The sequence below is a fragment of the Pseudomonas syringae genome (assembly GCF_023278085.1).
GTDB lineage: Bacteria > Pseudomonadota > Gammaproteobacteria > Pseudomonadales > Pseudomonadaceae > Aquipseudomonas > Aquipseudomonas syringae_Q.
The window spans coordinates 2,642,791-2,665,866 of record NZ_CP066265.1 but is presented as its reverse complement, the minus strand read 5'-3'; the positions used below and the strand labels follow the sequence as shown (position 1 = coordinate 2,665,866).

Annotated in this window: 20 protein-coding genes; 11 read left to right on the top strand and 9 right to left on the bottom strand. The window is 57.4% G+C overall.

Annotated elements, in window-relative coordinates:
* The first annotated feature begins 28 nt into the window (after positions 1 to 28).
* From I9H07_RS11775 to I9H07_RS11765, 3 genes are read left to right on the top strand one after another with little or no spacing between them, the layout of a single operon-like run.
* Positions 29 to 973 (top strand): ABC transporter permease, encoded by a 945-nt coding sequence (locus tag I9H07_RS11775; RefSeq protein ID WP_024674446.1) that lies wholly within the window; start codon positions 29 to 31, stop codon positions 971 to 973.
* Positions 973 to 1,845, top strand: a complete 873-nt coding sequence (locus tag I9H07_RS11770; RefSeq protein ID WP_236424985.1) for an ABC transporter permease — start codon at positions 973 to 975, stop codon at positions 1,843 to 1,845. The genes I9H07_RS11775 and I9H07_RS11770 overlap by 1 nt, the downstream gene beginning before the upstream one ends.
* A gap of 31 nt (positions 1,846 to 1,876) precedes the next feature.
* Positions 1,877 to 3,472 (top strand): gamma-glutamyltransferase family protein, encoded by a 1,596-nt coding sequence (locus I9H07_RS11765; protein ID WP_024674448.1) that lies wholly within the window; start codon positions 1,877 to 1,879, stop codon positions 3,470 to 3,472.
* A 9-nt stretch (positions 3,473 to 3,481) separates the two neighbouring features.
* On the opposite strand, the gene I9H07_RS11760 is transcribed toward I9H07_RS11765, so the two are convergent.
* On the bottom strand, positions 3,482 to 3,940 hold the full coding sequence (locus I9H07_RS11760; protein ID WP_024674449.1) for a thiol-disulfide oxidoreductase DCC family protein: 459 nt from the start codon (positions 3,938 to 3,940) through the stop codon (positions 3,482 to 3,484).
* Between the two features lie 294 nt (positions 3,941 to 4,234).
* Here I9H07_RS11760 and tspO point away from each other — a divergent pair, with 294 nt between their 5' ends.
* Positions 4,235 to 4,675, top strand: coding sequence for a tryptophan-rich sensory protein TspO (tspO, locus tag I9H07_RS11755; RefSeq protein ID WP_058824480.1), 441 nt, complete (start codon positions 4,235 to 4,237; stop codon positions 4,673 to 4,675).
* Positions 4,676 to 4,725: 50 nt separating this feature from the next.
* On the opposite strand, the gene I9H07_RS11750 is transcribed toward tspO, so the two are convergent.
* Positions 4,726 to 5,931: an MFS transporter gene (locus I9H07_RS11750; protein WP_058392221.1), complete on the bottom strand. Its 1,206-nt coding sequence runs from the start codon at positions 5,929 to 5,931 to the stop codon at positions 4,726 to 4,728.
* 110 nt (positions 5,932 to 6,041) lie between these two features.
* On the opposite strand from I9H07_RS11750, the gene I9H07_RS11745 reads away from it, so the two are divergent.
* On the top strand, positions 6,042 to 6,668 hold the full coding sequence (locus I9H07_RS11745) for a TetR/AcrR family transcriptional regulator (protein ID WP_024674452.1): 627 nt from the start codon (positions 6,042 to 6,044) through the stop codon (positions 6,666 to 6,668).
* A 71-nt stretch (positions 6,669 to 6,739) separates the two neighbouring features.
* Here I9H07_RS11745 and I9H07_RS11740 read toward each other — a convergent pair whose 3' ends face one another.
* The 4 genes from I9H07_RS11740 to I9H07_RS11725 all read right to left on the bottom strand — a co-directional run bounded on the left by I9H07_RS11740 (position 6,740) and on the right by I9H07_RS11725 (position 11,254).
* The gene (locus I9H07_RS11740) at positions 6,740 to 7,918 is read right to left on the bottom strand and encodes a DUF2252 domain-containing protein (RefSeq protein WP_024674453.1); all 1,179 of its coding nucleotides are present in this window, start codon (positions 7,916 to 7,918) and stop codon (positions 6,740 to 6,742) included.
* A gap of 152 nt (positions 7,919 to 8,070) precedes the next feature.
* A complete protein-coding gene (locus I9H07_RS11735; RefSeq protein WP_024674454.1) occupies positions 8,071 to 8,739 on the bottom strand; it encodes a haloacid dehalogenase type II in 669 nt (222 codons plus the stop codon).
* A gap of 48 nt (positions 8,740 to 8,787) precedes the next feature.
* Positions 8,788 to 10,143, bottom strand: a complete 1,356-nt coding sequence (locus I9H07_RS11730) for an aspartate aminotransferase family protein (protein WP_024674455.1) — start codon at positions 10,141 to 10,143, stop codon at positions 8,788 to 8,790.
* A gap of 25 nt (positions 10,144 to 10,168) precedes the next feature.
* Positions 10,169 to 11,254 carry a phosphotransferase gene (locus I9H07_RS11725; RefSeq protein ID WP_058392218.1) on the bottom strand — a complete coding sequence of 362 codons (1,086 nt, stop codon included), beginning with the start codon at positions 11,252 to 11,254 and terminating at the stop codon, positions 10,169 to 10,171.
* Between the two features lie 299 nt (positions 11,255 to 11,553).
* Here I9H07_RS11725 and I9H07_RS11720 point away from each other — a divergent pair, with 299 nt between their 5' ends.
* Positions 11,554 to 12,234, top strand: a complete 681-nt coding sequence (locus I9H07_RS11720) for a GntR family transcriptional regulator (protein WP_024674457.1) — start codon at positions 11,554 to 11,556, stop codon at positions 12,232 to 12,234.
* A 331-nt stretch (positions 12,235 to 12,565) separates the two neighbouring features.
* Here I9H07_RS11720 and I9H07_RS11715 read toward each other — a convergent pair whose 3' ends face one another.
* From I9H07_RS11715 to I9H07_RS11705, 3 genes are all read right to left on the bottom strand, one after another.
* Positions 12,566 to 13,891: an NAD(P)/FAD-dependent oxidoreductase gene (locus I9H07_RS11715; protein ID WP_024674458.1), complete on the bottom strand. Its 1,326-nt coding sequence runs from the start codon at positions 13,889 to 13,891 to the stop codon at positions 12,566 to 12,568.
* A 269-nt stretch (positions 13,892 to 14,160) separates the two neighbouring features.
* Positions 14,161 to 15,009 (bottom strand): SDR family NAD(P)-dependent oxidoreductase, encoded by an 849-nt coding sequence (locus I9H07_RS11710; RefSeq protein WP_024674459.1) that lies wholly within the window; start codon positions 15,007 to 15,009, stop codon positions 14,161 to 14,163.
* On the bottom strand, positions 15,006 to 16,418 hold the full coding sequence (locus tag I9H07_RS11705; RefSeq protein ID WP_024674460.1) for a flavin-containing monooxygenase: 1,413 nt from the start codon (positions 16,416 to 16,418) through the stop codon (positions 15,006 to 15,008). Before I9H07_RS11705 ends, I9H07_RS11710 begins: the two co-directional genes overlap by 4 nt.
* Before the next feature lie 294 nt (positions 16,419 to 16,712).
* Here I9H07_RS11705 and I9H07_RS11700 point away from each other — a divergent pair, with 294 nt between their 5' ends.
* The 5 genes from I9H07_RS11700 to I9H07_RS11680 all read left to right on the top strand — a co-directional run bounded on the left by I9H07_RS11700 (position 16,713) and on the right by I9H07_RS11680 (position 22,905).
* On the top strand, positions 16,713 to 17,720 hold the full coding sequence (locus I9H07_RS11700; protein WP_235591749.1) for an AraC family transcriptional regulator: 1,008 nt from the start codon (positions 16,713 to 16,715) through the stop codon (positions 17,718 to 17,720).
* Between the two features lie 115 nt (positions 17,721 to 17,835).
* Entirely contained in the window at positions 17,836 to 18,885 is a 1,050-nt protein-coding gene (locus I9H07_RS11695; protein WP_024674462.1) for an NAD-dependent epimerase/dehydratase family protein, read from the top strand.
* A 280-nt stretch (positions 18,886 to 19,165) separates the two neighbouring features.
* Complete coding sequence (locus I9H07_RS11690; protein WP_024674463.1) at positions 19,166 to 20,158, top strand: SphA family protein; 993 nt, start codon at positions 19,166 to 19,168, stop codon at positions 20,156 to 20,158.
* Positions 20,159 to 20,215: 57 nt separating this feature from the next.
* Positions 20,216 to 21,397: an MFS transporter gene (locus I9H07_RS11685; protein WP_058824487.1), complete on the top strand. Its 1,182-nt coding sequence runs from the start codon at positions 20,216 to 20,218 to the stop codon at positions 21,395 to 21,397.
* Positions 21,398 to 21,459: 62 nt separating this feature from the next.
* The gene (locus tag I9H07_RS11680; protein WP_058392217.1) at positions 21,460 to 22,905 is read left to right on the top strand and encodes a carotenoid oxygenase family protein; all 1,446 of its coding nucleotides are present in this window, start codon (positions 21,460 to 21,462) and stop codon (positions 22,903 to 22,905) included.
* The last annotated feature ends 171 nt before the right edge of the window (positions 22,906 to 23,076 follow it).

The window sequence follows — 23,076 nt, the reverse complement described above, 5'->3', positions numbered from 1 at the left end:
TTGACGGACGCACCTGCGAGGTTCCGGCATGCTGATGTTCATTCTGCGACGCCTGCTCAGCTCGATACCGACGTTAATTCTGGTTTCGCTGTTCGTCTTTACCCTGCAGAAGTTGCTGCCGGGTGACCCGGTGCTGGCCATGGCCGGTGAAGAGCGCGATCCGGCGGTCATGGAATACCTGCGCGATAAATATCGGCTCGACGACCCGCTCCCGGTGCAATACCTGAACTGGGTCGGCAACGTGCTGACCGGCGACTTCGGTACTTCGCTGCGCACCGAGCAACCGGTGACCACACTGCTGGCGTCCAAGCTGCCAGTGACCATCGAGCTGGCGGTGCTGGCCTTGCTGATTGCGCTGTTGATCGGCATTCCCACCGGCATCATCTCGGCGGTGCGCAAAGGCACCGCCGTGGATTACGGGGCCAACGTGGTCGCGCTGTCGGGGATTTCCATTCCGCATTTCTGGCTGGGCATCCTGCTGATCATGATCTTTGCGGTGAAACTGCAATGGCTGCCTGCCTCCGGCTTTGTGCCTATGGGTGAAGACTTCGGGCAAAACCTGAAGACCTTGATCCTGCCGGCGTTCGTACTGGGTGCCGGGTTGTCGGGAATCCTCATGCGCCACACGCGCAGCGCCATGCTCGAAGTGTTACGCACCGATTACGTCCGTACTGCCCGAGCCAAAGGGTTGTTCCCACGCACGGTGATTCTCAAGCATGCGTTGCGCAACGCGCTGATGCCCATCGTGACGCTGACGACCTTGCTGTTCGGTGAGTTGCTGGGTGGCGCAGTGCTGACCGAGCAGGTGTTCAGCATTCCGGGCTTCGGCAAGATGATCGTCGACGCTGTTTTCAACCGTGATTACGCCGTGGTGCAAGGCGTGGTGCTGTGTGTCGCGATTGGCTTTCTGCTGTTGAACCTGCTTGCCGACGTGCTCTACCGCTTGATCAACCCGCGTTTGAGGACTGCCTGATGACCGGTATTGCCAGCCTCCCGCACAGCGCGATCCTGCCCCGCAGCCGCTCGCCGTTCCTGAAGAAATTTCTCGCCAACAAAGGCGCGGTGATTGGCGCGGCGGTGTTGCTGCTGTTTGTTCTGGCGGCCGTTCTGGCGCCATGGATCGCGCCCCATGATCCGCTCAAAGCCAACTTCCTCGCCGTGCGTAAAGCGCCTTCGTTGATCTACTGGCTGGGCACCGACGAACTGGGCCGCGATCTGTTTTCGCGCCTGCTGTATGGCGCCCGCAGTTCGCTGCTGGCCGGTGGTGTTTCGGTGGCCATCGCCATGTTCATCGGCGTGCCCCTGGGCCTGTTGGCCGGCTACTTCGGCGGCAAGCTGGACATGCTCATTTCGCAGGTCATGGAAGCACTGCTGTCCTGTCCGTTTCTGGTACTGGCCATCGCCCTGGGTGCCTTTCTCGGCCCGAGCCTGACCAACGCGATGATCGCCATCGGCCTGTCCGCCATGCCGATCTTTGCCCGACTGACCCGCGGCCAGGTGCTGTCGATCAAGCACGAGGATTATCTGGAGGGGGCTCGCGCCATTGGTCTGCCGGATCGCTGGATCATCCTGCGTTACGTGCTGCCCAACGTGATGTCGCCGCTGGTGGTGCAGGCGACGCTGACCATTGCTTCAGCGATTCTGGCTGAGGCCAGCCTGTCGTTCCTTGGCCTGGGCCAGCAACCACCGTCGCCGTCCTGGGGCTCGATGCTCAATACGGCAAAGAATTTCATGGAGCAGGCGCCATGGATGTCGATTGCGCCCGGCGTGGCGATCTACCTCACGGTCCTGTGTTTCAACCTGTTGGGTGACGGCCTGCGCGATGCGCTGGACCCCAAGGGCTAACCCGTTCGTTTTCTGCCAAAGAGAAACGCTTATGTTCGATGATCTGGATTACAGCCAACCTTACGCTTCGGCACGCTCGCCGGTGATGGGCAACAACATGGTCGCCTGTTCCCAGCCTTTGGCCGCTCAGGCCGGGCTGGACATGCTGCGCCGTGGTGGTAATGCGGTCGACGCGGCCATCGCTGCGGCCATGGTGCTGACCGTGGTCGAGCCCACCGGTTGCGGGATTGGCAGCGACGCTTTCGCCATCGTCTGGGACGGCAGCAAGCTGCAAGGTCTGAATGCCTCCGGCCGCGCGCCACAAGCCTGGACGCCCGAGTACTTCGCTGGACAAAGCCAGATGCCGCAACGTGGCTGGCCTGCCGTCAGCGTGCCGGGTGCGGTGTCGGCCTGGGTCGCATTGTCCGAGCGTTACGGCAAACTGCCCTTCGCTACCCTGGCCGAACCGGCGATTGGCTACGCCCGCGATGGCTATCAGGTGACGCCGATCATCGCCGAGCTGTGGAAACGCGGCTCGCATTTGCTCAAGGATCAACCCGGTTTCGCCGAGTGCTTCATGCCGGATGGCAAGGCGCCGTTGGCCGGGGAGAAAATCCAGCTCAAGGACCATGCCCGTACGCTGGAGCTGATTGCACACACCAAAGGCGAAGCGTTCTATCGGGGGGAACTGGCAGAGGCAATCATTGCTCACGCCAATGCCAATGGCAGCGTGATGAGCCTCGATGATCTGGCGACGCATACCGTGGACTGGATCGAAACACTGTCAGTGCCGTACGCCGGTGCCGTGGTCCACGAACTGCCGCCTAACGGTCAGGGTATTGCCACCCTCGCGGGCCTGACCATGCTCGAAGCGCTGGGCGTCGGCGAGCATCCGGTGGACAGCCTTGAGACCGTACACCCGGTGCTGGAAGCGATGAAACTGGCGCTGGCCGACCTCGACGAGCATGTCGCCGACAGCGAGCACATGCGCGTGCCCTCAGCCGACTTGCTGGGCAAGGCCTACTTGATGGAGCGCGCCGGACTGGTAACCGATCAGGCCGCCAATCCTGGGCATGGCTCGCCCAAGCCGGGTGGCACGGTGTACCTGTCGGCCGCTGATGAAAGCGGCATGATGATTTCGTTCATCCAGTCCAACTACATGGGCTTCGGCTCAGGTGTGGTGGTGCCCGGCACCGGTATCAGCATGCAGAACCGTGGTGCAGGCTTCTCTCTCGACCCACAGCACGTTAACTACGTGGCACCGCGCAAGCGTCCGTTCCACACCATCATCCCCGGATTTGTGATGAATGCCGATGGCACGCCGTTGATGTCATTCGGTCTGATGGGCGGCCCGATGCAGGCGCAGGGTCACTTGCAAATGATGATGCGCATCCTGCGCTACAAACAGAACCCGCAAGCCGCTGCCGACGCACCGCGCTGGAGGATCGAATCCGGCCTGAAAGTCGCAGTGGAGCGTGCGTTTGACCCTGAAGTGGTCAAAGCACTGCGCGCCAAAGGTCATGACATTGATGTCGAAGAACCGAGCGGTGTGTTTGCCTTTGGCGGTGCGCAGATTATCCAGCGCACGGCACATGGCTATGTGGGCGGGACTGATCCGAGGAAGGACGGAGTGGTCGCGGCTTATTGAGCAGGATGTCTAGCGCTTTTCAGACGGCGCCCGGTCGTGCGGAGCACGGTCGGTTGCCGGAACTGCACAGCTGTCGCCCCGACAGCGAGCACTGCCGTCGGGATGAGGCAACCACGCCAAATGCGGACGCCAGCGGCAAAAAAGACGATAGCCGATATTAAGCAGTGGCCTGGTCAACCGCCATGACAACGGCGCAGCCCAGACACCCAGGCCCGCTGCTCGCCAGCTCCAGAGCGTCGCGTCCAGGCCAGTGACCCAAGTGCCATCGGCAAACCTGGCGTGCAATGAGGACTCCATTTGCGCAAGTGTGAACCCGAGCGATTTGGCGTCAAAGGCGTCATCACTGATGTCGACGAACAGAAGGCGCTCCGCTGCAGCGCGAGCACGCAGGATCTTGACTTCTCGAGCACAGAGCGGGCACTCGCCGTCAAAATAGAGCGTCAGTGGCCACTGGGTTTTCTTGTACACGGATAAATACCTTGTATAGGTTTTTTACACGATATTCTCAAAAAAACCTGCTGGCAATGGGCGGTACTGCGTGGCAATGGCCATGTACGGTTGTGATGTCCCAATAAGGTACGTTCAGGCTCGAATTGAGACCGGAATTTGCAAAAAACTGGAGATATTCGCGGCGGTTTGCTGACTAACCGAAAAGCCCCACCTAAAACACCCCGGCCAACCGCTGGGAGCATGAGAAAAACAGCGGTGGTTCAGACCACCCTTTTCTCTCCATACCCATGCCGCTTCGACCCAGGACAACTCATGACCTTCTACATCTTCCTTCTAGCCTGCTGCGCCGCCGGAGCAACCGGCATCATCTTCAAACCTGGTGCGTGGTACAAATCGCTTCAAAAGCCCGGCTTCACGCCCCCAGACTGGGCGTTTCCAGTGGCCTGGACGACGATCTATCTGCTGCTCGCCTGGGCAGGCTATCGCTTGACCCTGCTCCCTGGCAGCGAGACCGTGCTGGCTTTGTGGGCCGCTCAAATTGCATTGAATACCTTGTGGACGCCGGTGTTCTTTGGCGCGAACCGGATCGTTACTGCGATGATCATTCTTGTTGTGCTGTGGATCGTTGTAGCCGTGATGGTAGTGATGGCAATGCAGATGGATGTTGTGACAGGGCTCATTTTATTCCCTTATCTGGCATGGCTCTCAGTGGCAGCTGCGCTGAACTTTTCCATTCTGCGTCACAACAAATGAGCCATACCCCAGGTTGAATCAAACGCATGCAGCGCAATGCTGCATGCACATCAATGACCGGCAATCATTTGGCCTGGTTGCCTGGCTCCGCCGGTAAAACCGTGGACTCGCGCCCGGAATGCGATGAGCAAACTCAGGAGCAGCAGCACCAGTAAAATCCAGGGAAAGGAACTCACTCCCCATTGCCCGAGCAGCACACCACCCATTAGCCCACCGCAAGCAATAGCGCTGTTCCAGACGACGACGTTCATTGAGAGGGCAACGTCAGCGCCCTCTCCCGCGGCGTCCGCGAGGGCGGTTTGCAAGAGCGTGGCAGCGCCGCCAAAGGTCAGTCCCCAGATGAAAATACCGCTGTAAATCGCCACGGCCGAGCCTGAAAACACGCCAAAGAATACCGAAACGGCTGCAAAGGTTGCGAGGCTGACCAGCACTGCTGTGCGCAGATGCCGATCCACTAGCCGCCCGGTTATCCAGATGCCTCCCAGTGCGGCGACACCGAATGCCAGCAATACCCGGTCAACTTCATTTGCCAGCCCGGCGCTGGCAACAAATGGCGCGATATAGGTGTAAAGAATGTTGTGAGCGAGCATCCAGGTGAACACGACGCCCAATACCGAGCACACGCCCGGCGTGAAAAACACCTCACGCAGCGCCATGCGCTGAGAAGACGACTGGCCAGGGTAGTCCGGCACCTTGATCAGCACCCAGGCAATAAGCGCCAGGGTCATCCCGGACATCAATCCGAACGCCATGCGCCACCCCATGAATCCACCCAGCCATGTACCCAGCGGCACACCCAGCGACAACGCGATGGGTGTTCCTACCATGGCAACCGCCAGGGCGCGGCCCTGTAAGTGTGGGGTCACCATGCGTCGTGCATAGCCCGCGATCAGGCTCCAGGCCAGCCCCGCTGAAACGCCAGCAAAAAACCGCGCCACCAGCGTCAGCCAGTAATCGGAAGACAGCGCCGTGATCGAGTTGAATATCAGAAAGCCCACGATGGTCAGGAGCAAAACCGTCCTGCGCCGCCAGCTTTGCGTGGCAATAGTCAGCGGAATGGCTGCGAGCAGCGACCCTAACGCGTAAACGGTCACCATCTGCCCCGCAAACGATGCCGATACGCCCAGGCCATTGCTGATCTCTGGCAGTAAACCTGCGGGTAACGTCTCGGTTACGATGCAAATGAAGCCGGTCATGGCCAGCGCCAGTAACGCGCCAAGCGGAAGTTTTTCGTCATTTCTCTCATCGGCAAGCATTTTTATCTTCCTTACTAATATACTGATCGGTATAAATATAGGGAGAGACCCCTAGGTAGTCAATCATTTATGTATCGATTAGTATTTATGTAATTCGAGAGGAATCAGATATGGCACAAATGGGACGTCCGCGCACGTTTGACCGTGACGTCGCAATCACCCAGGCCCTGCATTTGTTTTGGGAGCATGGGTACGATGCAACATCACTCAGCCAGCTCAAGGCAAAAATCGGTGGAGGCATTACTGCGCCCAGCTTTTACGCCGCTTTTGGTTCCAAACAGGCCTTGTTCAACGAGGTCATGGAGCGTTACCTCGACACACACGGTCGCGTCACCGACAGCTTGTTCGATGCAACCCTGCCGCCCAGGCTGGCGATCGAGCTCACCCTGCGCCGGTCAGCGAAAATGCAATGCGAGCCTGATCACCCCACAGGGTGTCTGGTGTCGTTAGGTCTGATGAGCGCTTGCTCGGATGAGAGCAAAGCCATCTCCGAGCCCCTCGCACGCGCCAGGAACTTGAACCGTGCGGGTATCGTGGCGTGTATCGACCGCGCCATTACCGCGGGCGAATTACCTGAAACGGTGATACCGGAGACTCTCGGCGCCGTGTTCGACAGTTTTCTTTTGGGCTTGTCGACACTGGCGCGCGATGGTGTACCGCATGCGACGCTGGATGCCGCGGTGACTCAAATGATGGGGCTGTGGGACAGCCTGTGTATCGCTGATCGCGGTCAATAGCCCGCAAACCGATTGGAGAGCGCTGAACCAGAGCTCTCCTGCTCGTTTGCTCATTCGTAAGACACAAAGCCTTATAGCGCGTAACGTCGGCAATGCTCCAGATAGCCCTGTTCATGACTTCCCACCAACTGAACAACACTCGACCATAACCAGGACGGCGCATCCAGCGTCTGGGACCGATTGGTTTGCAGATCCCGGATCCACGCCGTACGTGTTGCCAGATCCATCTGTCTGGCGTGGGCAATGCCAACCACTTTCGCGAGATAAGCCGCTGCCTGCATGGCCTCCGGCTGGGTGAGCTCATCAAGTTCCAGTTTCATGTCTTGCGGAAGCAGTTCACGGATGAAGAACGAGTGATCCAGCATCCTTACCGCAACCATTCTGCTGCCCAAGCCAGGCGAAAGATGCCTGGCGCCCTCCACAACCCGTTTGCCATTGTCTCGGGGCATGCGTGCCCTGGCGGTTCGTGGAGCAGCGGCCGCTACAGCTTCCTTGATATCCAGCAGACAGAGTTCTTGATCGTCGTCGTCACCCACGCTCATCAATACCGCGTAGCGAAGTAGCCCCAGAGAGCTGCAGCCCTTTACCCAATAGGCAGAATCGAGCAACTGCACGTGGTCATCGGGCGATCGGCCCTTGAGCGATGTCACCAAGGCATGGATATCCGGCGTGGAGCAAAGCGTTTTGATCGCATCGCGTTCCGCACGAGACAGCGCCCAGAAATGTTTACCCTGCGGGATCGTAGGGCGCATGTCCTCAAAGCGCTCCTCGGCAAGGTGCTTCCATGTGCGCTGTACCGCGCTGCGCATCCCGGCTTTCACGTGTGCCGGGCGATCGGGCTCTTCATCGCCGGTGTTCATGAACGCCTGCTCGTAGCCTTGCATCATCTCTTCCAGCATTCGTGCAGTGGTGACTCCGGGCAAATCGGAGCCACGAGCAGCCGTTGCCAACGATAAGCCAAGCCTTACCAGGTCGTGGGCAGGGTTACCGATCACCGATTGATCCAGATCGCGTATGTGTATGTCGATGCGCCCTTTCAAGTCCCCGGTGGGTCCCAGATTGCCGGCATGGCAATCCCCGCAAATCCACACCGGCGGGCCGCTCGGCAGGCGTCTTCCGGACTGACTGTTGAGCCACTCATAGAACTGGGCGGTATTGCCTCGGACGAATGCATGCGCAGAGCGCGCCATCTTCAGATTGCGCAGGTTGATCAGGGTTTGAAGCCGTGCGTTGGGTCGGGGCGTTTTCATCGGAAAACCTTGAAGAGAGTTATTCCATTGACTCGTGCGGCCCGAGGAATGTTTCAAGATATTTCTAATTTGTTGGGCTACCTGATCCTGATGCTGGTTGCGGGCGCCAACGTCCGCGACCATGCCCATTTTCCCTCAAGAACGCTCGGTGACTAAAGCCCGACCAGTCCAGGCAACCCGCCAATATCCGAAATCTGATGGTAGCCAAAAGAGGCATGCGCCGGCTGCTCATGGCCACGAGCGATGAAAGCCTTGTGCCTGATCTTCATGTCGTGGGCTGACATCAGGTCATAGCGGAAGCTTGATGACACGTGCAGCACATCCTCCGGCCCGCAGTTGAGGTTGTCGAGCATAAACTCGAACGCGGCCAGGCGTGGCTTATAGGCCTGCGCCTGTTGCGCGGTAAAGACTTTATGAAACGGTGCGCCGAGCTTGTCGACGTTGGACATGATTTGCTCGTCCATCGCATTGGAGAAAATTACCAATGGAATCTTGCCGGCGATTTTTGCAAGGCCCGCGGGAACATCCGGGTGCGGGCCCCAGGTCGGCACGGCGTCGTAGTACAGCTGGCCTTCGTTGCGGTATTCGATCCCCCAACGCTGGCAGGTCCGCGCCAGGGCGGTCTTGAGTACCTCGTCATAAGGTCGCCAATCGCCCATCACCTGATCCAGGCGATAGGCGGCGTAGTCCTTGACGAACTGATCCATGCGCTCAACCGGGACGCGGTCGGCGAACAATTCACGGGTCATGGCTGCGGTCTTGAAATTAGTCAAGGTGCCGTAGCAGTCGAAGGTAATGTATTTGGGGCGAAGAAAGCTCATGAATGCGGTCCTTGATGAGGGTTGATGTCACAGCAGCAAGCAGCTGTCTTACAATGCGGCAAACGCGTTTTCCAAGGCGTCCAGAAGCCGCCCCGCTTCCTTTTCAGTCCATATCAATGGCGGGCGAATTTTCAGGATGCTCGCGTCAGGTCCCGTGGCGGAAATGAGCACGCGTTGTTCACGCAGGTTGTTGACCACGCGCAGGGCGGTTTTCATGTCCGGTGCTTTCGAACCACGGTCTGTGACCAGTTCAACGCCGAAGTACATGCCCGTGCCGCGTACATCACCGATCTGTTCAAAGCGCAGGGCCAGGTCTTTGAGGCCAGCAAGGATCAACCCTCCCACACGGTTGGCGTTGTGCATGAGTTGCTCGTCGCGAATGATGTCGAACGTTGCCTGGGCAGCGGCAATGGCAACGCTGTTGCCGCCGAAGGTATTGAAATAGCGCATGTCGCGACCAAAACCCGCGACTATTTCGGGGCGCACCATCAAGCCGGCAACCGGGTAGCCGTTGCCCATGGGTTTGCCCATGGTAATGATGTCCGGTACGACACCATGACGCTGGTGCCCCCAGAAATGCGTGCCGCTGCGACCGAACCCTGACTGAACCTCATCGGCAATGAACAAACCACCGGCTTTGCGCACCACTTCGGCAATCGGCCCGAACACGTCGACCGGATCACAGAACACGCCATCGGAGGAAAACAGGCAGTCGGCAATAAAAGCTGCCACTCCACCGCCATGGCGCTGAATATCCTGAATCTGCGCGCTGACCTGGTCCGCCATATAGCGTCCCAAGGCTTCACGCGGGATGCGATAGGAGTCCGGTGCGGGCACCCGCCGAACAAATGGATCGAGTTTGGCATTGGCACCCAGCGAGGGTGAAAACGCTGCCACTGTCGTAGAGTTTCCGTGGTATGCCTCGGCGGTAACGATGACGCCGGTGTTCCCGGTGTGGTGACGTGCAATGCGGAAAGCCAGATCGTTGGCTTCCGAACCACTGCAGGTGAACATCAAATGCCCGTCAGCGCCTATTTCACCGTCCGCCGTTGCACGCAGCTGTTCGGCATAATCAAGAATCCCGTCCTGCATGTACCGGGTATGGCTGCACAGGGTGCTCAGTTGTTCAGTGATCGCGGCGACGACACGGGGATGACAGTGCCCTACCGAAACGACATTGTTGTAGGCATCCAGATACTCGTTGCCGTCCTTGTCGTAAAGGTAAGCACCTTTCGCTCGGGCCACGCCCACCGGCTCGTTGTAGAACAAACGGTAGGCAGGGCCCAGCAGATTGGCGCGGCGCTGAATGTGCTCACGCGACGTCGCGTCCAGACGTTCAATGTTGTCCGGGTTGAACCCGTTAGGCATATCGCCACGGATTGCTTCGATGTTTGAGTTGTTCATTTAAAACCCCATTAACAGGCAAGCATTAATCGGTGAAGGACATCAGAAGTTCTGACATTTGCGAGGGTGTTCGATTAAGCATCCAGTCAAGCTGGCTCCAGCCTGGCGCAGCATTTCTCAAGATATACGCGCTGTTTTGCGGGAACAGCTGCGATCGCCAAGTGGTTATCAACGCTCGGGCGGTCAAGCGCGCCATCGCGAGATGCGGGATAAGCGATAGCTCTTCAGGGGTCAGGTTGGCAACGCTCAGATATCCCCTCAGGAGATCTTTTGCCGGGGCGAAAATATCAACATCGCCACCGACTGCGGCCGCGCCCAACTGGTTCATCATTGCCGTGGCTACATCAATGGCAATGGCCGTCTTGACCGTATCGCCGAAATCAATGATGCCGCTGACCGACTGCGGTTGGTGCGGATCAATAACGATATTCGAAGTATTGAAGTCGTTATGCAGCACTTGCTTGCGGCAACCGGCAATCAAACCTTCAACCTCAGAAAATCGCTCGAGTGCGCTCTCTAACTGATGGCGGCGCAGCGGCTCGGCGACAAAGCTAATCAATGGCTTCAGCGTGCTGAGATGTTGAACATCCCAGCACACCTCGCGCGACTCTGCCGGGTGCGAAAAACCGGCAGTGGCCAGCCTGAGATAGGCAAGCAATTGGCCGATATGCTCGCGCCCTTGCACGTTGATCGTCGTTTTATCCAGAGGCGTACCTGACAGGTAGCTCATAAGCCGCACTTGCCTTGAATCGCCATTGCGCGTTGTGATTCGCGTCAGGTACTCACCTTGCAGGGATGGATAAACTCTGGGGATCGGAAGCTTTGGCGCCGTGCGCTCGATATGGCGCATCACTTCAACCTGCAGCGAGAGCTCCAGTGGGACTTCCTGAGGATTGGCGATTTTAAGGACGTAAGACTTGCCGCCAGGGGCGTCGCACCTGAACGTGTCGTCCTTTTCCGTCGCGAACCGGGTCAAGGTCCCACTTACCCCAAACTGCGCTCGCAGGATCTGCGCGCCTTCCTCCAAAGAAACCGGAGTGAACGTTGCCGCCAAATCTCCTTGCAGTGCTGCAAGGTCCTCACTGAGCCGGTCTTTAAGAATCACTCGCATTGTAGAACTCCAAGCCCTGGACAAGCCATGCAGTGCACGTCTTTGGTGTTTAGATATTGTGCTACAATTTTTAGCATTAAAAGAGGAGAAGCAGATATTTTTTGAAAAAAAGCTCGTTTTATTGACGATAAAAATATTCAAAGTCTTGTTTTTTAACGATAAAAAACAAATGAATATTTTTACTGATTTTTATTATTGTTGGACAAGTTTAGCGGCCCGTAGGTGTCTCGCTGGCACGCGCCCACAGAAACGTATTAGAATCAGCCTCTGATCAAGCGACAACCCTGGTCCTGTAGAAAATGATTTTCCCCGACACGAACATTGAAACGCACTCGGCCAAGCTTTCGGCGGTCGAGGTGCTGGCGACAAAGCTCAAGGGCCGAATCCTGAACGGGGACTTCGAGCCTGGTGAATTCTTGCGCGACGTGCGAATGGCGGAAGAGTACGAGGTGGCGCGCAACACGTTTCGCAGCGCTGCTCAGTTGCTGGTGTCATTCGGCTTGTTGCTGAAGGTACCCAATCGGGGTTTTTGCATACCCGAGTTCGGGCCGAACGACATCGTGGATATCGCCAGGTTGCGAGGCGTTCTGGAAACCGAGGCGGTACGCATGATTATCCTCAACGGCGTCATTCCGCCTGAAGCATTGAGCGCAGTGGAAGTGCTGCGTAACGCACCCGCCAATGCACCGCGCTCGGAAATCGTCACTGCCGATGGCGACTTTCACCGGGCAATTATCCGCGCCAGCGGCAGCCCGCGATTGCAGCGCAGCTATGCCATGCTCGAAAGCGAAATTGAACTACTGCTGGTGTTGCAGCAGCCCTGCTATGAAGACCCGCGAGAGATCGTCTCCGACCATGAGCGCTTGATAGAGTGCCTGCGCAGCAGGGACTTCGAGACGGCTCGCGTCGCGTTTGCCGAGCACTGGGAAGATCTGAGCACCAAGCTGCTGCGAGCGCAGTTTGAGCGACGCCGATCCTGATACGCGTCTTGAATTGTCAGGCAAACTGTTTTCGTGAGGCGTGCTCACGAATGAATGTCACTAATACCACACCCATAAAAAAACCCGCCGAAGCGGGTCGTTTTTCTATCAATACCATTCCGACGTCCTGTCAGTAGCCATCCCGGCAATGGTGATCATCCTTGACCTCCGGAGCGCTTCCTGCGCTGCGGTTGATGGGTGTAGATTGCTACTTTTCCGAGGTGCCGTACAGAGTGGATCCACTCTACTGGGTGTAAGCCTTTCGCTATACATGTCCCCTGCTACATGTTAAATCTCGACCAGCAGATTACCGACAACACGTGACGGGCACCTAGAAATCAGCAACCTTGCCCCACGCAGACGACTGAAAGCGATCCGGATGGTATGGCCGTGGGTCGACGATGGGAACAGCACCGCTGACAATGTCAGCGATCAGATGACCGGCGCCCGGACCAATCCCAAAGCCATGACCGCTGAACCCGGCGGCCAGTACCAATCCCGGCAGGTTGGCCATTTCGCCGATCCCGGGAACGCCATCAGGCGTGCTATCCACGTAGCCCGCCCAGGCGGCCTTCACCGAGGAGGCTTTCAGCAACGGGATAAGCTCCACCGCACGCTGGTAGGTCAACTCGACAGCGGAGGCGTCCGGCTTCGGATCGAGAATTCGCATTTTCTCCATCGGCGTCGGCTGGTCCAGGCGCCAGCGCTTCCAGCTTTCATGGCCCGAGCGCAGGCCTTCCAGCCCGCCAGGTGCCAGGTTGCGCCATCTGCGCTGAAACATCGGCAGAAACTGCGTGGCGAAACCAAGCAGTTGGGGCGTCAGGTCAACACGGCCGCGGCCACTGATGGCCAGCGTATAGCTGCCATCGAAGCGGCGTGTCATCGAGACGCCAGCCGTATGCAGTGCGCTGGGTATTTCTCCATTCGGCGGCGACACGGAAAGTACGGTCTGGCGAATGCTCGCCTGCGGAAAGCGAATACCGTATTGGCGGCAGAAGGACGAGGCCCAGGCCCCTGCGGAGAGCACTGCGGTACGCGTGCGAATCGTGCCTTTTTCAGTCACCACCGCAGACAATCGACCGCCTTCGGTCTCAACGCCACGCACAGCGCAGCCCTGATGCACGGTGCTGCCCAGTGCCATGATCGCGCGCGCGACCGCCGGGGCGGCACGCGACGGGTCGGCAGTGCCGTCGGACGGCGAAAATACCCCGCCTTTCCAGTGTTTTCCGGTCACCCTGCCGTGTTCAGCGGCTTGCGCAGCGGTCAGCATGTGGGTTTCGACGTTGACGGTGCGGGCAAACTCGCCCCATTTCGCCCAGCCGGCAAGTTCTTTTTCGTCGTTGCTCAGATAGAGCAGGCCGCAACGCGTGAATCCGGTCTGTTCGCCTGTTTCTGCGCTGAACTGCTCCCACAGGTCCAGGCTTTTGGTGGCCATCGGCAGCTCCCGCGCATCGCGATTCTGCTGACGGCACCAGCCCCAGTTACGACTCGATTGCTCGGCACCGATACGGCCCTTTTCAACCAAGGCGACCTTCATGCCGCGTTTCGCCAGGTAATACGCTGTAAACGAACCGATGATGCCGCCGCCAATTACCACCACATCAGCCTCCGTCGGCAGATTGGGAGAAGTGTCTACAGAAATCAAAGGTGCTGGCATCTTCTGGGTATCCATTGAGAATCGATGTCGGCGCTGGTGGCGCCGCATGGGTCTGAACCGGCTCAGGCTCAGTTCGGGCAGACGGCATGCAGCGCACTACAGCATGCGAGCCATCGCTCCGGTCTTCTGGACGTATTACACCATCATGGAGCCATGCATAGATGATTGAAAGTGAGCGGTCGCTGGCATGATCCACTGTTTGCCAAGCCTGCCTCGGCATACTTTGCGGATGAGACAGGCAAGTGCTCTACGGCGCGGCTCAAGTTCGACTACTTCAAACGCCAGACGCCCTCTACCTGATGCGCAAGCCCGCGTTCGCCAAGGGACTCGATGTATTTCTTCATGCCGCGTTCGCCACGTTTTTGCAGTAACCGGGTAGTGCGCGGCAAAAGATTGGGGAACAGCATGGTCAGGCTGGATGCCCAGGATTCACTGGGTTTGGGGAACCGCTCCAGGCAAGGTTTATCGAGCATCAGTACAACCTGCCGGGCAACGTCCTCCGGTGATTGAGGCGGCGCGATGAACTGCAAGGCGTTGCCACCCTCGATGGCTTCCTTGCGGAGCATTTGCGTATCTGTGGCAGTTGGCAGAATGGACCCGACCTTGATGCCCTTCTGCGCAAGATCCAGGCCGATTGAAAGCATCGCGCCGCGCAGGCCAAACTTGCTTGCGCAGTAAATGGGTGACTCGGGCGTAGGGAAGACACCCCCCAACGAAACCGTGGAAATAACCCGCGCATCGGCCGAGCGTTTGAGTAATGGAATGGCCAGACGGGTGAGGATCAACGGTGCAATGAGATTGATGTCAAGTTCGCGGCTGATGCTTTCGACTGAGCGCGTGTCGAACGCTTCGACCACTGCAATGGCGGCGTTATTGATCAGCACGTCGAGTCGACCAAACTCGGACTCGATATAGCTCATCAAGCCCTCCAGGCGCTCCCGATCGGTCAGATCCACTACATAGGGATGAGCATCAGCGCCGAGCTGTTCTGCCAGTGCTCGTAACGGTGTTTCATTAATGTCAGCCAATATCAGCTGCATGCCCCGGCGGATCAGTTCGGCGCAGATGGCCTGGCCAATACCTCCGGCGGCGCCAGTCAGCAAGACGACAGTTTTCATACAAAGCTCTCCGTTACAGCGACCTTCTGCTGCTGAACAGGAACAGCCACATAACCTGCCCCCTTGCGCAGGCTGCTGTAATACCCCTCCTCTATCTCCGGCCAGCCGAGGCTGCGAAACAGTTTGCGCAAGTATTTCTTGAGCGAGTGCGCTTCCAGATACACCTCGTGCCGTTGCGATTTAACGAACGTGATACCCCCGGAAAGATCGGGATTGTCAGCGGCAATCAATTGATCGAACTGGCTGGCCTGGGCGGTTTGATGCAACTGATCACGCAGGTAACAGGCCACCGCATGCGCCTCGTTGTCGAACAGCTTGTAAGCGCTGGAGTTGGTTTCCAGGTAGCCAATGCCAAACAGATTATGGTGCTCGCGACTGAAAATCGACAGGTACAACTGCGGCCGCCCGCCTTTCCACTCGAAATACTTCGATGCGTACTTGCAGCTCCATTTATAGCCGGTGGCATAAAGCACCAGATCGAGCACCTCACGTGTGCCGTCCTTGAACACCACTTCATGACCCTCGTAGTGCGATACATCGGCTTTGACCTGAATATCGCCGTGTTGCAGATAATGCAACAGTTGGGTATTGAGCAGCGGGTGACTCTCGAACAACTTATGGTCTGGCCTGGGCAAGCCGAAGCGACATGTGTCACCGTTAATGACACGCAGAATCGCCTGAAAGATCGGGCGCGCGAGCCACATCGGCAAGGGCGGTCCTTTCTCGCCGAATTCATCGACCGGCATACCGAACAGGTGCTTGGGAATGAAATGGTAACCGCGACGCATACTGATAAAAGCCTTGTCTGCATGCTTGGCCGCATCGCAGGCAATATCAGCGCCGGAGTTGCCAGCCCCAATAATCATCACCCGCTTGCCTCTGAACTCGTCGGCATTCTTGTAAGTTACCGAATGCCGGATCGCGCCTTCGAACTGCCCTTTCACTTCGGGCATGTTGGGGTCCCAGTTGCAGCCCGTGGCGCACACCACGGCCCGATAACGGCGCTGTTCACCGTTGGCCAGCGTAACCAGCCAGCGCCCGTTCTCCTCCTTTTCCACATCGGTGACCGCAGTATTGAAACGAATCTTGCCGTACAGGTCGAATGCCATCGCAAACGAGCGAACGTACTCGAAGATCTGTCGATTGCTCGGGTAATCCGGGAAGTGCGCTGGCATGGGATAGTCGAGAAACCCTGACTGATCGCGAGAAGAGATGAAGTGCGCCGATTGATACATGGGCGTACCGGGATTATCGATATCCCACACCCCGCCCACTTCGCTGTGTCGCTCGAACTGTTCATAATCGAGGCCTTGACGCTTCAGGGCTCTCGCCATACACAACCCGCCAGGGCCGCTGCCGATAATACAGACGGCATCAGCACAATTATGGATCTTGTTTTCGTTGCTCACTTTATGTTCCTCGGGTTCTTCAGCGAGACCCCTACGTTAGCCAACACTAGGCGGAGCAAGCAGGGGTTTAATGGACGCAAAAGGGGGTGGCAACGGACGGGGTCGCGTTTGCTGGAATAGCGCCTCGAATCGATGATTTATTTAGCGAATCGCTAGCGGTTACAGATGTTTTTTCAGGCATGCTGTTACTCGATAACACCAAAAAGAATACGCAGGCAGAAGGTCTGGCTCGCCATGAAACTCATTGCTGATCCACTGTTTTCCGAAGCATCTGCTCCGCCCCAGGTGTCCCGCATGCTTTTGCAATATGCCAGTGACCGGGGCGTCAACACCGAGTGGCTGTGTCGCGGTTTGGGTTTTGCTCCGGATGACTTGAAAAAGCCCGATTATTTTCTGTCTCATCGCCAGAGCAACCTGCTGGTACGACGCACAATTACCCTGCTCGGCGATGACGGTCTGGGGCTTGCGGTTGGCAAACGCCAGACCGCCGTCTCGTGGGGGCTTGTAGGGTTGGGCATGCAGGCCAGCCCCACGCTGGGCGACGCATTGAGTCTGGCCATCCGTTATCAAAAACACACCGGCGCCCTGCTCAGCCACCGTATGGAGTTTCACGAAGGCCGTTGCCTGACGTATATCGTGCCGCTGTTCTTTGACCCGGATGTCATCAGTTTCTATCTGGAAGAAGCATTCGCGAGTGCAATGGCTATCGTTCGGCATCTCTGTGGCCGTGGTGATCTGCTTCCAAGCCGGATTGAACTTGAATATCCGGAGCCAGAACACGGGCCACGTTATACCGAGGTATTTCGCTGCCCGGTGGTATTTGCCGGTACCCACAACCTGATCGAGTTCGATGCGCAGTGGCTTGAACTTCCGCTTGCGACACGCGACGACTTCGTGGCTGCCGAAGTGGCGGAGTTGCTGGACAGTTCTCACTGGGAAGACAAGGGTGTTTCTGACCTCGTAGAAACCGTACAGCGAGAAATACGCAAGCAACTCTGCGCTCCACCTTCGGTCGGTGATCTGGCGAAGCAGCTCAATATGGGCGAGCGTACTTTACGGCGGCGTCTGGAAGAGGCGGGACAGTCCTATCAAGGTGTCATCGACTCTCTGCGCAGGGCCAGGGCATTGTCGCTGCTGAGTCACAGAGAGACGAAGCTGATTGATGTTGCCAGTGAAACCGGATTCAGCGATATCCGTGATTTCCGGCGAGCCTTCAAGCGCTGGACCGGCGTGACGCCGCGCGAAGCCCGGCATGAAATCCAGCAGTTCAGAAAAGACATCCAGCGGCCGCCTTCAAACTGAAGCGGAAGTCCGTTGCCGCCCCCTTTTGCGTCCGTTTTGCCCCTGATCGTGCTGTTGCCGCTTGTTTAACGTAACCCTCTGCCCTCAATAAATAATCAACAAGAGACGGTGCGTTATGACAGATCGAGTACTTGTGACCGGTGGTGGAGGTTTTGTTGCCTGCCACCTGATTCAGCAATTGCTTGCCAACGGCAATACGGTCAATACCACTGTCCGCACTCTGGCCAATACCGCAAAAGTGCTTCCGCTGTTTACCTTGCAGAAGCAGTACCCAGGCAGACTGTTTCTATTCGAGGCCGACCTGCTCGAAGACAGTGCATTTGATGCGCCGATGCGCGATTGCACAGTCGTCCATCATGTGGCTTCGCCTTTTCTGCTGCCTGAAAAAATAAAGGATGGCCGCCGTGAAATGCTTGAACCCGCGCTGCTAGGCACTCGGAACGTTTTGAGTAGCGTCGAAAAAACGCCCAGCGTAACGCGCGTGGTCATGACCTCCACGGTCGGGGCAATTTTTGGTGACTACATCGATGTCTTGAGCATGAAGAACAAGACCCTGACCGAAGCGTATTTCAACACCAGCAGTACACTTGAAAACAATCCCTATCACTACGCCAAGGTAGAGGCCGAGAAAGAAGCATGGCGAATTTGCGAAAAGCAGACTCGCTGGCGTCTGGTCACGATCAACCCAGGCATGATTCTCGGTCCGTCGCTTACACCGGCCTCGGATTCCGGAAGCCTGTTTCTGCTGGATGAGATGTTCCGGGGTTACTTCTTTTACGGGATGCCTGACCTGAGCCTGACGACTGTCGACGTGCGTGATGTAGCAAAAGCCCATATCAATGCCGCCAGCAATGCGAACGCCCAAGGCCGTTACATCCTTGCAGAAAAAAGCATGGTGTCCTTTGTGGAGATATCGAGCATCGTGCGCCGTCTTCATCGGCGTCCCTGGCTATTGCCGCGTTACCAGATCCCGAACGCACTCGTCAGACTGATCGGGCCTTTGTTCGGGCTTACACAGGACTATCTGAGCAAGCACCTCGGGGTTCGTTTCAGGGTCGACAATCAACGCAGCGTCGACGAACTCGGGATTCGTTATCGATCGATCACTGAAACCCTGACGGACCACTATCGGTCCTGGGAAATGCAGCGCCCATTGAAAAAGTAATTCGACGAAACAAAAAGTGGGCATGGCGGCGAACTCTGCTTTGAATAGCGTTGCAGCCATTAACCATGAGCGCCCGCCACAGCGTCAATCGAGAGATGGCGTTTTGCGATTAAGAAGCGTAATGCTGCCCTACATTTATTTATGGCTGTCACTCCCTGCCTTGATGGCGCTCTCAGTCAACTCTGTCCCTTCCACTCAAGTACAACGGTTACGCAGGCTTTAAAGTCAAGCTGCCAAGGGACGCTTCCCTGCTCACAATTCCAAAAATAGAGCCGCGCCAATGAGACTGACAAAAAACACGCCAGCATTCCTGGCTCTCTGCTTCGTATCATTTGCCGTTTTTGCAGCAGATGGCCCTCCGCCGCCTTCGGTCAGCCAGCCCAGTGGTATCAATCTGGGCGGCACCAGCTTTTACGACGGGTTTGCAGGACCGCCCGGCCTGACGCATCAGACTTATCTGAAATTCAGTACAGCCAGTAGCATCAGAACCAGTGCCGGCAAGCACAACAGCGCTTTTGATGACCCGAAGATCAACGTTGTCACGATGATCAACCAGTTCAGTTACTACTCGCCCGACAGTATTGGCGGCGGCGCGCACTTGGGTTGGAGTGTGCTAATCCCGGTTGTCTCTCTGGATGGCGATTTCGGCGACAACGGCGCCAAGCTGAAGGATAACGGGACCGGTCTTGGTGACGTCACGGCGGGCCCCCAGATTCAGTTCGATCCGATCGTTAATGCGACGGGCAGGCCGGTTTTCGTGCAGCGAGTAGCCTTCGATACCATCATCCCCACAGGCAAGTACGACAAGCACAAAGATCTCAACCCTGGCTCCAATTACTTCTCGCTCAACCCGTATTGGGCGGCAACCTGGATGCCAGCGCCTCGCTGGGAGGTCAGCTGGCGGCTCAACTATCTGTACAACTTCAAGAACGATGATCCTGCGAGCAGTTCTGCGCAGCTTTTCGAAGGGCGCCCGGTGCGCGACACCCAGTCAGGACAGTCCGCGTGGGCCAACTTCACGGCGTCGTATGAAGTGTTTCCCAAGGTTTCGCTCGGTATCAACGGCTACTACTTCAAGCAGATATCGGACGATGAAGTCAATGGCAGCAGGCTGAGCGACTCACGGGAAAAGGTACTGGGCATCGGCCCGGGCCTGTTCTGGAAGATAAGCGAACCCCAGGCATTCTGGCTGAATACCTACAAGGAAACCGACGTCGAGAACCGCTCTCGGGCTGATTACATGGTGCAGGTTCGCTACGTTCACAAGTTCTGACTGACGTGTGCGCCTGCCCTGCATGCCGGGCGGGCCTTTTACTCGAGGTGATGCTGCATGAACGCGCTCGACTCAATCGATAGCAAGCAATCATTGGCCGCCATCTGCCTGATGATGGTCATATCTCTGGGAACACTGCAGATCCAACCTATCCTGGGCGGCGCGTTGATCGACCAGCTAGGCTTGCCGCTGAATGCTATCGGAGGCATTTTTGCTGCCGAGCTGATAGCGATGGCCATTGCCTGTGGTGCAAGCGCGATGTTTATGGGCAGTGTCAACCGACGCTATTTCGCCATCGCGGCGCTGATCGTGCTGGTACTCGGCAATCTGGCCAGCGCTCAGGTGCACAGCCAGACAGGGCTACTGATCTGCAGGGTGATTTGCGGCGCAAGCGGAGGCGTTGTGATGGCCGTGGTTTACGCCACTGCGGCATTGCGCAGAGCAAAGGACGCCACATTCGCCATCATCAATATCGGCAATCTGCTCTGGGGCATGCTGCTGGTGACGTCCATGCCGACCATCCTCCAGGCATTCGGTATAAATGGTGCGTTTTACCTGCTGGCGACCGTCAGTGCAGTCGCCATCCCGGGGTGCTGGAGGGTACCGAAACACTATCCGCAGGCGCTGGTTAAAGCCAATGGCCCTTCCCTCCCGTTTGGCTTGACGTCATTTCTGCTGATCATGCTCTTTGCCTTGCTTTTTTTCGGGCATTCCGCGCTCTGGGTCTACCAGGAACGCATCGGCAAAAGCATCGGCCTCGAGCCACAGCAAATTGGCGGCATTCTCGGTGGCAGCATCCTCGCGGGCGCACTGGGTGCAGGTCTCGCCGGGCTGATCGGGCGTCGATTCGGGCTGCTTTTTCCGCAACTGCTGGGTTTTGGTACAGCATTGCTGGCGACCCTGGTAATGGTCTATGGCAATACGCCGGTCGCCTTTGCCGTCACTGCGTGTCTGATCCATATGGTGTGGTTCTTCAGCCTTCCCTACCTGCTTTCCATTGCCGCTGAAATGGACCCTTCCGGGAGGCTGGCAGGCCTTGGCAATGCCGCAATTTTTATCGGTCAGGGCCTTGGTCCCTTCGGTGCAGCGCTTGTCGTTGGCGAGGGCCACTTCCGCGCGGTCGGCTGGCTGGCCGGGGCTGCCTATCTGGTGGCGCTGGTTATCTCGTGCATCGTCGTCAAACGCTTTCGTCGGCAACTCACACCGACCGAGCAGGCAATGTGCCCTCAATCCGCCTGAATGTACTGCCTGAATGATGTGTCCCTGAAACGAACGAAACGCCCAATCAACGGGAGTACCCAATGACCACCCTGTTCCCCAAGACACCCGAGTTTTCGGGCCCCCTTTACACGCCCAGTCGTATCGAAGCCGATGTATTCGACCTTGAAGTCGAAGGCACCCTTCCCCACTCGATCCGCGGTGTGTTTTATCAGGTTGCACCCGATCCGCAGTATCCGCCCATGCTGGGCACCGATATCTTTTTCAACGGCGACGGCCTGGTCAGCGGATTCTTTTTCGCGGATGGCAAGGTGTCATTGCGCCGCCGCTATGTGAAAACCGATCGTCTGTTGGCTCAGCGCCGTGAAGGTCGCTCGCTTAACGGCGTTTACCGAAACAGCTACACCAATGATCCGCTTGCGGCGAAGAACAACACCACTGCCAATACCACCGTCATGCCGCACAACGGCATGCTGCTGGCATTCAAGGAAGATGCGATGCCCTGGGCGCTGGACCCGGAAACGCTGGAGACGCTGGGGGAATGGAATTTCGAGGGCCAGATCAAATCCGCGACATTCACCGCTCACCCGAAACGCGACCCGCTGACCGGAAATCTTCTGGCCTTCGCCTATGAAGCCAAGGGCGAAGGCACGCCGGACATTGCGTATTTCGAAATCTCTCCGGACGGTAAACTGCTGCACGAAATATGGTTTCAGGCACCCTACGCGGCGATGGTTCACGACTTTGCAGTAACCGAACATTACGTGGTATTTCCGTTGATCCCGTTGACCGTCGACATAGAACGCATGAAAAGCGGAGGCGCGCATTTCCAGTGGCAACCCTATCTGCCTCAGTTGTTCGCCGTCGTGCCACGCGACGGGCGCGGTGAGGACATTCGCTGGTTCAGAGGGCCGAAGCAGGGTTTTCAGGGCCATACATTGAATGCATTCGATGAGAACGGGAAGATTTACGTCGACATGCCGGTCACGGGCGGCAACATCTTCTATTTCTTCCCTCAGGCGGACGGCTATGTTCCGCCGCCAGAGACGCTGGCAGCCAGTCTGATGAGGTGGACCTTCGACCTGAACAGCTCACAGGAGGATATCGAGCCCCGGCCGCTGAATGATTACGCGTGTGAATTCCCCAGGTGCGATGACCGTTACATCGGTCGCCGCTACGAACACGGTATGCTGATTGCCTTCGATCCGCAGCGCCCTTACAACCCCGCAAACGGGCCGATGCCGTTTCAGTTCTTCAATCTGCTGGCCCACCTGAACCTGCTAACAGGTGTGACAGATGCCTGGTTTCCCGGTGACAGCGGATGTTTTCAGGAGCCTATCTTCATCCCGCGCTTCCCGGACGCCGACGAGGCAGACGGTTATGTCGTCTCGCTGCTCAACCTCATCGCAGAAAACCGCAGTGAACTGGTTGTTCTGGACTCCCGTGACATGCAAAGCGGGCCGATCGCCCGCATAAAGATCCCGTTCCGGATGCGCATGTCGCTGCATGGCTGCTGGTCACCCAGGTAAGTCTAAGCGTTCTGCTCAGTGACTGTCGGGCTGAGGTCTGACAGCCGCTGAAAATGGTATGAAAGCCCTTTCTGCCTCACCTGTTGTCAGGCGCTGCATTGCGACTGGCACGTCATCGCGTGGGCGTTTTTCGACCGGTAAATCAATCCATAAAAGACACATTACATAATT

What these genes read in the sequence shown, in the direction of transcription:
- I9H07_RS11775 (WP_024674446.1), top strand. Translation starts at nt 29, where the DNA reads ATGCTGATGTTCATTCTGCGACGCCTGCTCAGCTCGATACCGACGTTA.
- I9H07_RS11770 (WP_236424985.1), top strand. Translation starts at nt 973, where the DNA reads ATGACCGGTATTGCCAGCCTCCCGCACAGCGCGATCCTGCCCCGCAGC.
- I9H07_RS11765 (WP_024674448.1), top strand. Translation starts at nt 1,877, where the DNA reads ATGTTCGATGATCTGGATTACAGCCAACCTTACGCTTCGGCACGCTCG.
- tspO (WP_058824480.1), top strand. Translation starts at nt 4,235, where the DNA reads ATGACCTTCTACATCTTCCTTCTAGCCTGCTGCGCCGCCGGAGCAACC.
- I9H07_RS11750 (WP_058392221.1), bottom strand. Translation starts at nt 5,931, where the DNA reads ATGCTTGCCGATGAGAGAAATGACGAAAAACTTCCGCTTGGCGCGTTA.
- I9H07_RS11745 (WP_024674452.1), top strand. Translation starts at nt 6,042, where the DNA reads ATGGCACAAATGGGACGTCCGCGCACGTTTGACCGTGACGTCGCAATC.
- I9H07_RS11740 (WP_024674453.1), bottom strand. Translation starts at nt 7,918, where the DNA reads ATGAAAACGCCCCGACCCAACGCACGGCTTCAAACCCTGATCAACCTG.
- I9H07_RS11735 (WP_024674454.1), bottom strand. Translation starts at nt 8,739, where the DNA reads ATGAGCTTTCTTCGCCCCAAATACATTACCTTCGACTGCTACGGCACC.
- I9H07_RS11730 (WP_024674455.1), bottom strand. Translation starts at nt 10,143, where the DNA reads ATGAACAACTCAAACATCGAAGCAATCCGTGGCGATATGCCTAACGGG.
- I9H07_RS11725 (WP_058392218.1), bottom strand. Translation starts at nt 11,254, where the DNA reads ATGCGAGTGATTCTTAAAGACCGGCTCAGTGAGGACCTTGCAGCACTG.
- I9H07_RS11720 (WP_024674457.1), top strand. Translation starts at nt 11,554, where the DNA reads ATGATTTTCCCCGACACGAACATTGAAACGCACTCGGCCAAGCTTTCG.
- I9H07_RS11715 (WP_024674458.1), bottom strand. Translation starts at nt 13,891, where the DNA reads ATGCCAGCACCTTTGATTTCTGTAGACACTTCTCCCAATCTGCCGACG.
- I9H07_RS11710 (WP_024674459.1), bottom strand. Translation starts at nt 15,009, where the DNA reads ATGAAAACTGTCGTCTTGCTGACTGGCGCCGCCGGAGGTATTGGCCAG.
- I9H07_RS11700 (WP_235591749.1), top strand. Translation starts at nt 16,713, where the DNA reads ATGCTTTTGCAATATGCCAGTGACCGGGGCGTCAACACCGAGTGGCTG.
- I9H07_RS11695 (WP_024674462.1), top strand. Translation starts at nt 17,836, where the DNA reads ATGACAGATCGAGTACTTGTGACCGGTGGTGGAGGTTTTGTTGCCTGC.
- I9H07_RS11690 (WP_024674463.1), top strand. Translation starts at nt 19,166, where the DNA reads ATGAGACTGACAAAAAACACGCCAGCATTCCTGGCTCTCTGCTTCGTA.
- I9H07_RS11685 (WP_058824487.1), top strand. Translation starts at nt 20,216, where the DNA reads ATGAACGCGCTCGACTCAATCGATAGCAAGCAATCATTGGCCGCCATC.
- I9H07_RS11680 (WP_058392217.1), top strand. Translation starts at nt 21,460, where the DNA reads ATGACCACCCTGTTCCCCAAGACACCCGAGTTTTCGGGCCCCCTTTAC.